General features: G+C 67.1%; 12 protein-coding genes and 1 pseudogene. 8 read left to right on the forward strand and 5 right to left on the reverse strand.

Going from position 1 to position 12,733, the window contains the following annotated elements:
* Positions 1–43 precede the first annotated feature (43 nt).
* Both G578_RS0108005 and G578_RS25355 read right to left on the reverse strand, forming a co-directional pair.
* Entirely contained in the window at positions 44–523 is a 480-nt protein-coding gene (locus tag G578_RS0108005; protein WP_156907234.1) for a hypothetical protein, read from the reverse strand.
* A gap of 305 nt (positions 524–828) precedes the next feature.
* On the reverse strand, positions 829–1,323 hold the full coding sequence (locus G578_RS25355; RefSeq protein WP_051244309.1) for a GNAT family N-acetyltransferase: 495 nt from the start codon (positions 1,321–1,323) through the stop codon (positions 829–831).
* Positions 1,324–1,466: 143 nt separating this feature from the next.
* On the opposite strand from G578_RS25355, the gene G578_RS25360 reads away from it, so the two are divergent.
* The 5 genes from G578_RS25360 (at position 1,467) to pgmG (ending at position 6,722) form a co-directional block, all read left to right on the forward strand.
* A complete protein-coding gene (locus G578_RS25360; protein WP_051244312.1) occupies positions 1,467–2,210 on the forward strand; it encodes a vWA domain-containing protein in 744 nt (247 codons plus the stop codon).
* A 3-nt stretch (positions 2,211–2,213) separates the two neighbouring features.
* Positions 2,214–2,930: a DnaJ domain-containing protein gene (locus tag G578_RS0108020; protein WP_028793787.1), complete on the forward strand. Its 717-nt coding sequence runs from the start codon at positions 2,214–2,216 to the stop codon at positions 2,928–2,930.
* A 103-nt stretch (positions 2,931–3,033) separates the two neighbouring features.
* Complete coding sequence (galU, locus tag G578_RS0108025) at positions 3,034–3,903, forward strand: UTP--glucose-1-phosphate uridylyltransferase GalU (protein WP_028793788.1); 870 nt, start codon at positions 3,034–3,036, stop codon at positions 3,901–3,903.
* Between the two features lie 65 nt (positions 3,904–3,968).
* Positions 3,969–5,312 (forward strand): UDP-glucose dehydrogenase family protein, encoded by a 1,344-nt coding sequence (locus tag G578_RS0108030; RefSeq protein WP_028793789.1) that lies wholly within the window; start codon positions 3,969–3,971, stop codon positions 5,310–5,312.
* 12 nt (positions 5,313–5,324) lie between these two features.
* A complete protein-coding gene (gene pgmG / locus G578_RS0108035; protein ID WP_028793790.1) occupies positions 5,325–6,722 on the forward strand; it encodes a phosphoglucomutase/phosphomannomutase PgmG in 1,398 nt (465 codons plus the stop codon).
* An 18-nt stretch (positions 6,723–6,740) separates the two neighbouring features.
* Here pgmG and G578_RS30395 read toward each other — a convergent pair.
* Together G578_RS30395 and G578_RS0108040 are read right to left on the reverse strand one after the other, a co-directional pair.
* Positions 6,741–6,794, reverse strand: a pseudogene (locus G578_RS30395) (pentapeptide repeat-containing protein); the annotation flags it as partial.
* An 18-nt stretch (positions 6,795–6,812) separates the two neighbouring features.
* Entirely contained in the window at positions 6,813–8,057 is a 1,245-nt protein-coding gene (locus G578_RS0108040; protein ID WP_084618756.1) for a D-alanyl-D-alanine carboxypeptidase family protein, read from the reverse strand.
* A 314-nt stretch (positions 8,058–8,371) separates the two neighbouring features.
* Here G578_RS0108040 and G578_RS0108045 point away from each other — a divergent pair, with 314 nt between their 5' ends.
* The 3 genes from G578_RS0108045 (at position 8,372) to clpA (ending at position 11,850) form a co-directional block, all read left to right on the forward strand.
* Positions 8,372–8,896, forward strand: coding sequence for a phasin family protein (locus tag G578_RS0108045; protein WP_051244314.1), 525 nt, complete (start codon positions 8,372–8,374; stop codon positions 8,894–8,896).
* Between the two features lie 262 nt (positions 8,897–9,158).
* Complete coding sequence (gene clpS, locus G578_RS0108050) at positions 9,159–9,485, forward strand: ATP-dependent Clp protease adapter ClpS (RefSeq protein ID WP_028793793.1); 327 nt, start codon at positions 9,159–9,161, stop codon at positions 9,483–9,485.
* Between the two features lie 4 nt (positions 9,486–9,489).
* Complete coding sequence (clpA, locus tag G578_RS25365) at positions 9,490–11,850, forward strand: ATP-dependent Clp protease ATP-binding subunit ClpA (protein ID WP_038013901.1); 2,361 nt, start codon at positions 9,490–9,492, stop codon at positions 11,848–11,850.
* A 130-nt stretch (positions 11,851–11,980) separates the two neighbouring features.
* Here the strand turns inward: clpA and G578_RS0108060 are convergent, their stop codons facing one another.
* Positions 11,981–12,721 carry a metallophosphoesterase family protein gene (locus G578_RS0108060; RefSeq protein WP_028793794.1) on the reverse strand — a complete coding sequence of 247 codons (741 nt, stop codon included), beginning with the start codon at positions 12,719–12,721 and terminating at the stop codon, positions 11,981–11,983.
* Positions 12,722–12,733 lie beyond the last annotated feature (12 nt).

Raw genomic sequence — 12,733 nt, forward strand, 5'->3', positions numbered from 1 at the left:
ACCAGTTTCGTCATTTCCTCCGCGTTGTGCGCCATGCGGCGGATCATCTCGGTGATCGAGGCCCGTGCTTCGGCGGAGAGCACCCAGCCGAGCGGCGGCTCGATCTCGAACGTGTCCTCGCAGCCCGCCATCTGCCGGCCGTCAGGATAGAGGCGAGCGCCAGGAACAGCACCGGGGCCGAGCCCACCGCGAAGCCATAGGCGACCGGGTCGGCCAGTGCGAAGACCCCGCCGACGGCCGCGGTGAGCAGCGACAGTCCGACCGTCACCGGCACGATCAGGCCGAGGCTTCCCCGTCCCTTCCAGTTGGCCCCGGTCTGAAACCGCGGATTGCCGATGGCCGTACGCTTCCAGACGGCGACCAGGTAGACCGCCGCAAGGGCGACCGCGACCAGTGTCAGCCAGTCGGCGACCCCGTGGGTGGTCGCCAGGATCGAGATGGCGCAGAGATAGGCGATCAGGCCGAGCAGGCGCCGATACCAGGAGACCACCCGGCGCTCGCCGGGAGAGAGGGGCGGTGACACCGCCTCCGCCTCGACGGTCTCGGCACCCCCCGGCGCCGGTCCAGGCCGCGGGTGATCAGGATTTAGCGCGCCCAGAACCAGCTCTGCCAGGCCCACAGGCCCAGCCCGAAATAGAACAGCCCGATCTCCTGCGCCACGCCGCGCGACAGGCCGAGGACGATGTCCGCTCCCTGACCGGCGCCGATCAGGAAGAAGGCACCGGCGGCGATGACCAGAAGTCGGACGCCATGGAAACCTCCCTCCAGCGATATCTGTCGCGGGAAAGAGTATCCTGTTATGTAGGTATAGATTAGTGAAATTTCCCGCTATGAGAGAGTGATCCGTGCCATTGCCGCGTCCGCCAGCTCGAAATCCGCAGCGGCATAGCGGCGGGCGCCGATCGCTTCGTAGAAGGCGATCGCCTCGACGTTGCGCGGATGCGCCTGCCAGGTCACCCAGTCGCCGTCGCGCGCTCGGGTGGCGCGGGCCACGGCGGCGAGCAGGGCGCGGGCGATTCCCCGCCGCCGGTGGCCACGGTCCACGTACAGATCCATCAGCACGCTTCCCGGTCGGGCCCGGCCGATATGAAAACTCTCGTGGAACAGGGCATAGCCCACGGCCTTGGCGCGCCGCTCGGCGACCAGGGCGGCGAACCGGGCGTCCGGCCCCAATCCCCAGCGGACGAGCGAGGCGGCGTCAATCGGCGGCGGCGGCGCGCCCTCATGGGCGGACAGGGCAGCGATCATGGCGATGACCCGATCGGCGTCATCCGCGTCCATGGGCCGGATGGAGAAATCCGGGCGGTCGGCCTGCTCCTGCATCGCTTCCTCTCCCCGGTCGCCGCGTTCTTGGCGCTATAGTGTTGGCATCGGACGCCGGAGCACCGATCTTAAGGGGACGGACCCCTGTAAGGGAACGCACGGCCCCGTATAGGCGGCGGTCAGACTCGCGAAACGGGCATGTGATGGGTACCAAGGAAGACCGCGACCGCAAACTCCCGGTGGAGCCTGGACAGGCCGGCGGAGAGATCTCCACCAGATCGGAGGTCGACGCCTTCCTGTCCACCGTCCGGTCCATGCCGAAGCAGGAGTCGACCGGCCGGCGCGGCCGGCTGGTCTTCGCGCTCGACGCCACCGCCAGCCGCGAGCCGACCTGGGATCGGGCCTGCCACATCCAGGCGGAGATGTTCCACCAGACCGCCGCCCTGGGCGGGCTCGACGTGCAGCTCGTGTTCTATCGCGGCTTCGGCGAGTGCAAGGCGTCCAAGTGGCATTCCGACCCCAAGGCGCTGGGCAAGGTGATGACCGGCGTGCGCTGTCTCGGCGGGCAGACCCAGATCGCCAAGATCCTGAAACACGCGATCAAGGAGACCAAGCGCGAGAAGGTCGGGGCGCTGATCTTCGTCGGCGACGCGTTCGAGGAGGATATCGACGCGGTGTGTAATTCGGCCGGCGAGTTGGGGGTCCTGGGCGTGCCGGTCTTCGCCTTTCACGAGGGCGGGAACCCGGTGGTCGCGCGCGCCTTCCAGCAGATCGCCACCCTGACACGCGGCGCCTACTGCCCGTTCGACCTGTCCAGCGCCGACCGGCTGAAGGAACTGCTGGCGGCCGTCGCCGTCTATGCCGCCGGCGGGCGCCGGGCGTTGCTGAGCTACGGCGAGGGGCGGGGCGAGGCGGTGAAGCTGCTGACCCGCCAGGTCGGGGGCTGACCGGTGCAGTATGTGGTTCTGGCGCTCTGTGTGGTCGTCGGCCTCACGCTCATGGGCCGATGGCTGCTGAACGCCGAGCCGCGTCATGTCCTGCGGGCGGCCAAATGGCTCGGCCTCGTCGTCGTGGCCGGCGTCGCCGGGTTCATGCTGTTCCGCGTCGGCCTGCAGGGTCTGGCCATCGCCGTGCCACCGCTCCTGGTGTTCCTGTTCCGTGGGCGGCGCATCTGGCAGGCGCTGCGCAATGCCGCCAAGGCGGCGCGCGGGCCGACGCCGGGGCAGAGCACCGGGGTCCGCACGCGCTGGCTCGCCATGACCCTCGACCACGACACCGGCGCCATGGACGGGGAGATCCTGCAGGGCCCCTTCGCCGGACGGTGGCTCTCCGAGCTTTCTCCGCAGGAGCTGTCGGCCCTGGCGGATGAGCTGGACGGCGATACCGAGTCCCGCCAGGTGTTCGACGCATGGCTCGACCGGATGGGCCCGGAGACCGGGGATGCCGGGCCGGACGCGCCGCCGCCGCCCGGGAGCGACGACGAGTCGGTGATGACCGCCGCGCGCGCCCGCGAAATCCTCGGGGTCGGGCCCGATGCGGACGACAAGGAGATCCGCGAGGCCCATCGTCGGCTGATGCTGGCAAATCACCCCGATCACGGCGGATCCTCGTGGCTCGCGACCCAGATCAACCTCGCCAAGGACGTCCTGCTGCGCCCGGGTTCATAGAGCGTTCACAGGGGCGCGCTTGCGCGAGACCTTGGCATTGCGCGATAACCCCCCAACTCATAGGCACATCCCGTCTAACTGATACCCGGATTGTGAGGAGACGATGCCTGTACCCGTCCGCAAGGCCATTTTTCCTGTTGGTGGCCTCGGTACCCGCTTTCTGCCGGCAACCAAATCCATGCCGAAGGAGATGCTCACCGTTGTCGACAAGCCGCTGATCCAATACGCGGTGGAGGAGGCGCGCGAGGCCGGTATCGAGGAACTGATCTTCGTGACGGGACGCGGCAAGAGCGCCATCGAGGACCATTTCGACGTCGCCTACGAGCTCGAGGACATGCTGACCTCGCGTCAGAAGCATGACGCGCTCAAGCTTCTCAGCGCCACCATTCCCGCGCCGGGCAGCACCGCCTTCACCCGCCAGCAGGAGCCCCTGGGCCTCGGCCACGCGGTGTGGTGCGGCCGCAACTTCGTCGGCTCCGAGCCGGTCGCCGTTCTGCTGGCCGACGACCTCATCCTGTCGGAGCCCGGCTGCCTGAAGCAGATGATCGAGGCCTATAACGAGGTCGGCGGCAACATGGTCGCGCTGATGGAAGTCGAGCGCGACGCGATCTCCGCCTATGGCGTGGTCACGCCGGGCGAGGTCACCGGCAATCTGGTCGAGGTCCGCGGCATGGTTGAGAAGCCGAAGCCGGAAGAGGCGCCGTCCAACTACGCCGTGATCGGCCGCTACATCCTGCAGCCGAAGGTGTTCGAGGATCTGGGCCGCATGGAGAAGGGGGCCGGCGGCGAGATTCAGCTCACCGACGCGATGGCCCGCCAGCTCGGCCTGCAGCCGTTCAACGGCGTGCTGTTCGAGGGCCGGCGTTTCGACTGCGGCAACAAGGTCGGCTTCCTGGAGGCCAACCTCGCCTTCGCCCTGGCGCGCGACGATATGCGCGATGACATCAAGGCGTTCCTCAAAGAGTACGTCTAGCGTCTGCTGACAGAGTTGCGGAGGGTTCGGCATGAGCGGCCGGGCCCGGGGACAGGGAGACATCGATGCGCATCGCGATGATCGGCACGGGCTATGTTGGCCTTGTCACCGGCGCATGCTTTTCAGAATTCGGCGTGGACGTTGTCTGCGTCGATAAGGACGAAGAGAAGATCCGCCGGCTGAAGGCCGGGGAGATCCCGATCTTCGAGCCCGGCCTGGACGATCTCGTCGCCAATAACGTCAAGGCCGGCCGCCTGTCCTTCACCACCGACCTCGCCGAGGGGATGAAGGGCTGCGACGCGGTGTTCATCGCCGTCGGCACGCCGAGCCGGCGCGGCGACGGCCATGCCGATCTCAGCTACGTCTACGCCGCGGCGGCCGAGATCGCCGACAACATGGACCGCTATACGGTCGTCGTGACCAAGTCGACGGTGCCGGTCGGTACCGGCCGCGAGGTCGAGCGCATCATCCGCCAGCGTCGGCCCGACGGCGATTTCGACGTCTGCTCGAACCCGGAATTCCTGCGCGAGGGCGCGGCGATCAACGACTTCATGCGCCCCGACCGGGTGGTGATCGGCGCCGGCAGCGACCGCTCCCGCGAGGTGATGCGCCAGCTCTACCGGCCCCTGTTCCTGATCGAGACCCCGATCGTCTTCACCGAGCTGGAGACGAGCGAGATGATCAAGTACGCCGCCAACACCTTCCTGGCGACCAAGATCACCTTCATCAACGAGATCGCCGACCTGTGCGAGCGGGTGGGCGCGGACGTGCACGACGTGGCCAAGGGCATCGGCCTCGACGGCCGGATCGGCCGCAAGTTCCTCCATCCCGGTCCCGGCTATGGCGGCTCGTGCTTCCCGAAGGACACCCTGGCGCTGGTCAAGACGGCTCAGGACTACGGCTCGCCCCTGCGGATCATCGAGACCGTCGTCGACGTGAATGACAGGCGCAAGCGGGCGATGGCCGAGCGCATCGTCGCCGCCTGCGGCGGGTCGGTCGACGGCAAGACGGTCGCCCTGCTCGGCCTGACCTTCAAGCCGAACACCGATGACATGCGCGACAGCCCGTCGCTCGACATCGTGCCCGAATTGATCAGGGCCGGTGCAACGGTGCGCGGGTACGACCCCGAGGGCATGGACGAGGCGGCCAAGCTGCTGCCCGACATCAAGTATTGCCAGAGCGCCTACGAGGCGATGGACGGGGCTGACGCGGTCGCCATCGTCACCGAGTGGAACGAGTTCCGCGCCCTCGACATCAACCGGATCAAGACCTTTCTGAAGGCGCCGGTGATGATTGACCTGCGCAATGTCTACGACCCGCAGGAGATGCGGGCCGCCGGCTTCGCCTATACCTGCATCGGGCGCGGTACCGAGCGGACCGGCGGCGCCGCCAGCGAGGCGGCCCAGTAAAGGGCCGGAGCGATGGCGGAGTCGGTATCGTCTTCTCACCGGTTCGACCCGACCATCCTGCGCGAGTACGACGTGCGCGGAATTGTCGGAAGCACTCTGCACGCGGCCGATGCCCATGCGCTTGGTCATGCCTTCGGCACGATCGTCGCGGAAGGCGGTGGGCGCCGGGTCGCCGTCGGCCGTGACGGCCGGATCTCGTCGCCGGAGATCGCCGCCGCCACCATCGAGGGACTGCGGGCCGCCGGAATCGACGTCCTGGACGTCGGCGGATGTCCCACCCCGGCGCTGTATTTCGCCGTTCACCATCTGGCGGCGGATGGCGGGATCATGATCACCGGCTCCCACAACCCGCCGGACTACAACGGCTTCAAGATGATGCTGGGGACCGCCCCGTTCTTCGGGGCCGACATCCAGCGGCTCGGCGAGATCGCGGGCACCGGGAGCTTCGCCACGGGGCAGGGGGCGGTCGAGGCGGCCCCGGTGCTGGATGCCTATGTCGCCCGCCTGCTGCGGGATCACCGGCCGGGGCGAGCGCTGTCGGTGGTGTGGGACTGCGGCAACGGGGCGACCGGTCCGGTGATCACGGCGCTGGCCGAGGCACTGCCGGGCACCCACAAGGTTCTGTATCCCGAGGTCGACGGCACCTTCCCGAACCATCACCCCGACCCCACCGTGCCGGAGACCCTGGAGGGCCTACGGGCCGCCGTGGCGGATGCCGGTGCCGACCTGGGCATCGCCTTCGACGGCGACGGCGACCGCATCGGCGTGATCGACGAGACCGGGCGGGTGATCTGGGGCGACCAGTTGGTGGCGATCTATGCCACCGAGATCCTTGCCGCGCAGCCGGGCGCGACGGTGATCGCCGACGTGAAGGCCAGCCAGGTGCTGTTCGACCGGATCGCCGAGCTGGGCGGGGTGCCGCTGATGTGGCGCACCGGCCATTCGCTGATCAAGACCAAGATGGCCGAGACCGGCGCGCCCCTGGCCGGCGAGATGAGCGGGCATCTTTTCTTCAAGGACCGGTACTACGGCTTCGACGACGCCCCCTACGCGGCGGTTCGGCTGCTGGCGCTGATCGGCGCCTCGGACCGGCCGGTCTCCGCCTGGCGCGACGACCTGCCCACCGTCCTGAACACGCCGGAGCTCCGCTTCCCCTGTGCGGAGGAGCGCAAGTTCGGGGCGATCGCCGAGGTGAAGGCCGCGCTCGACGGCCGGACCGATGTCTCGGTGAACGACATCGACGGGGTGCGGGTCAGCTCGGAGGACGGCTGGTGGCTGCTGCGCGCGTCGAACACCCAGGACGTGCTGGTGGCGCGCTGCGAGGCGCAGAGTGCCGTGGCTCTGGAGCGGCTGAAGGATCAGGTGCGCGACGCGGTCCGCGCCGTCGGCCTGGACGTTCCCGACTTCTGAGAAGCCAAATTCCGAGAGAACGGCGCCCGAGAGATCGGTGCCAGAGAGACTGGCGCTAGAGAGACTGGCGCCTGAGAGACCGGCTGGCGTTCAGCCGCCGGCCGGTACCGGCACGCAGGGGAGCTTGCGGCGCTTCAGATCGAGACAGACCGACCGGGCATCCTTTTCCAGCAGGCCGATGAGGCGGGCCCGGTAGATCGGGATGTCGCGGTTGGTCAGCGGCTCGACCTTGCCTTCGGTCTCGTTCAGCAGGCTGGGCAGCAGGCCGCGGGCGGTAGCGATGGAGCGTTGGGCGCGGACCTCGGTGGAGTAGGCGCCGACCTGCACGCCCCAGGCGCCGGAATCGTCGCGGGAGCCGACCTCCTCCTCGGGATTGTCGCGGGCGGCGACGTCGTCCTCGCGGGCGTCGCTGAGCGCGGCGACCAGCCGCGGCGCGGGCGCCGGTGTCGGCGCGACGGCCGCGGCCATGATGGTCGGGCGGGCGACCGGCAGGGGCGGCTTGAAGGACGCGATCCGGATCTTCTCGGCCTGCCTGAACCCGTCGGTCAGAATATCCTTCATGTGGGCGTTGCGCCGGGTGCCGGAGCGACCGCCGAAGACCACGCCGATCAGCCGGCTTCCGTCGCGCACGACCGAGGCGACGAGGTTGAAGCCGGAGGCGTTGATGTACCCGGTCTTGATGCCGTCCGTACCCTCGTAGTGGCCGAGCAGCTTGTTGTGGTTGCTGTAGGTCCGACCCTTGTAGGTGAAGCTCCGGGTCGAGAACTCGCCGTAGTAGCCCGGAAAATCGCGGCGGATGGCGATGGCCAGCCGGGCCATGTCCCGCGCGGTCGTCACCTGCCGGCTGTCGTGCAGGCCGGACGCGTTCATGAACCGGGTCGAGGTCATGCCCAGTTCCCGCGCCCGCTCCGTCATGGAGACGGCGAAGCGGTACTCGGTGCCGCCCAGCGCCTCGGCCACCGTGACGGCGACGTCGTTGGCGGACTTGGTCACCAGGGCCTTGATGGCGTCGCGGACCTGAATGGTGTCGCCTCGGCGCAGACCGAGACAGGAGCAGGCCTGCCCCTCGGCGCGGGCGGAGGCGGTCAGACGCTGGTTCAGCGACAGTTTGCCTTTCTCCAGGGCCTCGAACACCATGTAGAGGGTCATGATCTTGGTAAGCGACGCCGGATGGCGCTTGGCGTCCGCATGGCGGGCGAACAGCACCTTGCCGCTCTCGACGTCGAGAACGAGGGCCGCGTATTTCGTGGCTGCATTGGCCGGGGCCGTCGTCAACCCGGCCAACAGACCGAGGACGAGGAACGGTATTGCCAAGACCGGACCGATCCGCCGCATGCGTGCACTCCATTGCCGTTTGGGCTGGGGCTCGAACGGAACTGGGGTCGACGCTGCGACCACCGAATCAACAGACGATACCCTAGACGTCGCATGAGCTTCTGTCCATAACCGATTGATTCAGGATCACGAGTTTGCCGAGGCCCCGGGTCATTGGATCTCCTGTTCTGCTGCACTGCGGGGGTTTATTGTGCGGTGCACAAAAAATCCCTTGACCCTTTCGCCGGATTTCCTACATATCGGTCATGTTGCGATGCACAATTCCGGATCCCGTATCCGGATCGCGACGCGCCATCGACCGAATGGAGAGACAGATGACCACGAAGAAAACCACTGCACGCAGTGCCACGCCGGTCGACGCAGCCGTCGCCGCTGGTAAGGAGACCATGGAAAAGATGACCAAGCTGACTCAAGAGACCGGCCAGAAGAATTTCGACCAGGCCGTGACCGTCGCCAAGGAGAACATGGAGAAGGCCTCGGCCGCCGCGTTCAAGGGTTACGATCAGTACGCGACCTACTCCCAGGCGAACTACGATGCGATCACCAAGTCCTTCGGCATCATGACCAAGGGCTTCGAGGACGTCTCCAAGGCCTGGTTCACCTACACCCAGACCTCCGTCGACGCCGGCGTCGACTTCTCGAAGAAGGTGATGGGCGCGAAGAGCGTCAACGAGATCGTCGAAATGCAGAGCGATTTCGCCAAGTCGTCCTTCGACAGCTTCGTCGCCGAGAGCACCAAGCTCTCCGAGATGTCGGTGAAGACCGCCAACGAGGCGATCGAGCCGATCAAGGCCCGGGTCGATGAGACCGTGGTCAGCATCTCGAAGGTTGCCGCCTAAGACGGCCGGTGCGCGCTGCGGCGCGCCCGCCACAGCCATTGAGCATCAGAGGCCCGGGCGGTTATCGCCCGGGCCTCTGCGCGTTCTGGCCGGTGCTGCCGGCGAATTGACCCAAGTGCCACTGCGCCCCCTTCCCCCGGGGCGGATGAATCTCATATTCTCAAGGGAGCGGCGCCGCCTGCGCGGTTCCACGGCCGCGCACCTTTCGGCGGCCGGGGGCTGCCGAACGCCGGGGATATCACCAGACGCCCACGGGTTTAGAATGAGTGACGACGATCGCGGAAACGGCAACGGCACCAACACCGGCGTGGTCGTTAAGACGCGTCCGAAGACCAAGAAACCGTCGATGTACAAGGTCATCATGCTGAACGACGATTACACTCCGATGGAGTTCGTCGTTCACGTGTTGGAAAGATTCTTCAATAAGAATCGTGAAGAAGCGACCCGCATCATGCTGCACGTACACCAGCGCGGGGTGGGGGTGTGCGGGGTCTTCACCTACGAGGTGGCCGAGACCAAGGTCACGCAGGTCATGGACTTCGCGCGTCAGCATCACCATCCTTTGCAGTGCACCTTGGAGAAAGATTGACGACATGCTGTCGAAGAACCTCGAAGAGAGCCTGCACCGCGCCCTCGGCCTTGCGAACGAGAAGCGCCATGAGTACGCCACGCTGGAGCACCTGCTGCTCTCGCTGACGGACGATCAGGATGCGCTCGCCGTTCTCAAGGCCTGCGGTGTGGACGTCACCAAATTGCGTGACGACCTGATCACCTACATCGACACCGAGCTCAACGGCCTGGTCGGCAGTGCGCTCGAGGAAGCCAAGCCGACCGCCGGGTTCCAGCGCGTGGTCCAGCGCGCGGTGATCCATGTGCAGTCGTCCGGCCGCGAGGAGGTCACCGGCGCCAATGTGCTGGTCGCCCTTCTGTCCGAGCGCGAGAGCCATGCGGTGTTCTTCCTGCAGGAGCAGGAGATGACCCGCTTCGACGCGGTCAGCTACATCAGCCACGGCATCGCCAAGGTCCACGGCCAGCAGCAGGCCGAGCCCAAGCGCTCGGTCGACGGGGCTGACGAGGAGTCCAAGGGCGAGCAGGTCAACAAGCAGGGCCACGAGGCGCTGGACGCCTATTGCGTCGACCTGAACAAGAAGGCCGCGTCCGGCAAGATCGACCCGCTGATCGGCCGCGAGCACGAGGTCGAGCGCACGATCCAGATCCTGTGCCGCCGTACCAAGAACAACCCGCTCTATGTGGGCGATCCGGGCGTCGGCAAGACTGCCATCGCCGAGGGTCTGGCCAAGCGCATCGTCGACGGCGACGTGCCGGAAGTGCTGATCGACGCCCAGATCTTCTCGCTCGACATGGGCGCGCTGCTCGCCGGCACCCGCTACCGCGGCGATTTCGAGGAGCGGCTGAAGGCCGTCGTCAACGAGTTGGAGCAGAACCCGCAGGCGGTGCTGTTCATCGACGAGATCCACACGGTGATCGGCGCCGGGGCGACCAGCGGCGGGGCGATGGACGCCTCCAACCTGCTGAAGCCTGCGCTGCAGTCGGGCGGCCTGCGCTGCATCGGCTCGACCACCTACAAGGAGTACCGCAGCTACTTCGAGAAGGACCGCGCCCTGGTGCGCCGGTTCCAGAAGATCGACGTCAACGAGCCGTCGATCCCGGACGCGATCAAGATCCTCAAGGGCCTGAAGCCCTACTACGAGGAGCACCACAAGGTCCGCTACACCAACGACGCGCTGAAGACCGCGGTGGAGCTGTCGGCCAAGTACATCGGCGACCGCAAGCTGCCGGACAAGGCGATCGACGTGATCGACGAGGTCGGTGCCGCGCAGATGCTGGTCTCGCCGTCGAAGCGCCGCAAGACCATCGGCGTGAAGGAGGTCGAGGACATCGTCGCCAAGATCGCCCGCATCCCGCCGAAGAGCGTGTCGACCGACGACAAGACCGTGCTCGCCAACCTGGAGCGCGATCTGAAGACGGTGGTGTTCGGCCAGGACGAGGCGATCTCGTCCCTGTCCACGGCGATCAAGCTGGCCCGTGCCGGTCTGCGCGAAGCCGACAAACCGATCGGCAACTACCTGTTCTCCGGCCCGACCGGCGTCGGCAAGACCGAGGTGGCACGCCAGCTCGCCCTGATCATGGGCGTGGAGCTGATCCGCTTCGACATGTCGGAGTACATGGAGCGGCACTCGGTCAGCCGCCTGATCGGCGCGCCTCCGGGCTATGTCGGCTTCGACCAGGGCGGCCTGCTGACCGACCAGATCGACCAGCATCCGCACTGCGTGCTGCTGCTCGACGAGATCGAGAAGGCGCATCCCGACCTGTTCAACGTGCTGCTGCAGGTCATGGATCACGGCAAGCTGACCGACCACAACGGCAAGAACGTCGATTTCCGCAACGTGATCCTGATCATGACCACGAACGCGGGCGCCGCCGATCTCGCCAAGGAAGCCATCGGCTTCGCACGGTCGCAGCGCGAGGGCGACGACACCGAGGCGATCAACCGGATGTTCACGCCGGAATTCCGCAACCGCCTCGACGCCATCGTCGGCTTCAAGGCCCTGGGACCGGAGGTGATCAGCCGGGTCGTGGACAAGTTCCTGATCCAGCTGGAGGCCCAGCTTGCCGATCGCGGCGTGACGATCGAGGCGAGTCAGCAGGCCCGTGCCTGGCTCGGCGAGAAGGGGTACGACCGGCTCTATGGGGCGCGGCCGCTGTCGCGGATCATCCAGGAGCACATCAAGAAGCCCCTGGCCGAGGAACTGCTGTTCGGCCGCCTGGTCAAGGGCGGGGTGGTCCGCATCGGCCTGGTCGACGGCAAGCTGGCCTTCGACTTCGACGACGACCCGACCCCGGAGAAGCCGGAAAAGCCGACCAAGACCAAGGGCCGCAAGGGCGGTGGCGGCGGCAAGGACACCGGCAAGGTCGAGGAACTGGTCGACTAGGCCGGGTTCTCCCGACACCAAGTTCGCGGCCCTCTCCCCCACGGGAGGGGGCCGTTTCGATTGACCAGCTCCCCTGGTCATCCTGACGTGCGTCAGGACGACGGGGACGGTCAGGGAAGGGGGTAAGCTGCTACCGGATCCAGCCGCTCTCCAGCGCGCTGGCCCAGGCCTTGTTGCCCCGCTCGGCCGCCAGGCGGGACATCGCCTGATTGTCGTAGGGCACCTGGCGGAAGGTCACGCTCCAGCGGTCGCCGGCCTCCTCGAGGATCGCATAGGCGGCATCGGGGGTGCCGGCCTGCATGACATGCGGATTGGGCGGTGTGGGGTCTTCGTAGCCGGGGCAGCCGACGCTGCCGGGGTTCACCACCAACCGCCCGTCCGACAGGCGCACCGCCCGTGGGATGTGGCTATGGGCGCAGAGCAGCAGCGGGACGTCGATCCCCGACGCCGCCGCCTCGATCGCGTCGATCCGGTTCATGGCCATGCCGCCGTCCAGCACCCGCTCCAGCCAATAGGCGGTGTCGTCGGTCGGGGTGCCGTGGCACAGGAAGATCCGACCCTCCACGGTCCGGGTCGCGGGCAGGGCGGCGAGCCAGGTCTTGTGCGCCTCGGTGAGCTGATCATGCGCCCAGCGATCCGACGCTCCCATCTGCTGCGGCGTCTTCTCCAGGATCCAGCGGTCGTGGTTGCCGCGGATCGAGATCATGTCGGTCGCCAACAGCAGGTCGGCGGTCTTGCCCGCCTCCAGCGGCGCACTCAGGTGGTCGCCCAGATTGACCGTCAGATCGACCCCGACCCGCGCGATATCGGCCAGCACGGCCTGGAGCGCCAAGTGGTTCCCGTGAATGTCGGCAATGGCCGCAATGCGCATGCATCTTTCCTC

Origin of the sequence: Thalassobaculum salexigens DSM 19539 (assembly GCF_000423805.1) — a bacterium.
GTDB lineage: Bacteria > Pseudomonadota > Alphaproteobacteria > Thalassobaculales > Thalassobaculaceae > Thalassobaculum > Thalassobaculum litoreum.

Bases quoted from the DNA above. Each gene is read 5' to 3' on its own strand.
- clpS (WP_028793793.1), top strand. From the start codon at position 9,159: ATGAGTGACGACGATCGCGGAAACGGCAACGGCACCAACACCGGCGTG.
- galU (WP_028793788.1), top strand. From the start codon at position 3,034: ATGCCTGTACCCGTCCGCAAGGCCATTTTTCCTGTTGGTGGCCTCGGT.
- pgmG (WP_028793790.1), top strand. From the start codon at position 5,325: ATGGCGGAGTCGGTATCGTCTTCTCACCGGTTCGACCCGACCATCCTG.
- G578_RS0108045 (WP_051244314.1), top strand. From the start codon at position 8,372: ATGACCACGAAGAAAACCACTGCACGCAGTGCCACGCCGGTCGACGCA.
- G578_RS0108060 (WP_028793794.1), bottom strand. From the start codon at position 12,721: ATGCGCATTGCGGCCATTGCCGACATTCACGGGAACCACTTGGCGCTC.
- G578_RS0108040 (WP_084618756.1), bottom strand. From the start codon at position 8,057: ATGCGGCGGATCGGTCCGGTCTTGGCAATACCGTTCCTCGTCCTCGGT.
- clpA (WP_038013901.1), top strand. From the start codon at position 9,490: ATGCTGTCGAAGAACCTCGAAGAGAGCCTGCACCGCGCCCTCGGCCTT.
- G578_RS0108030 (WP_028793789.1), top strand. From the start codon at position 3,969: ATGCGCATCGCGATGATCGGCACGGGCTATGTTGGCCTTGTCACCGGC.
- G578_RS25355 (WP_051244309.1), bottom strand. From the start codon at position 1,323: ATGCAGGAGCAGGCCGACCGCCCGGATTTCTCCATCCGGCCCATGGAC.
- G578_RS25360 (WP_051244312.1), top strand. From the start codon at position 1,467: ATGGGTACCAAGGAAGACCGCGACCGCAAACTCCCGGTGGAGCCTGGA.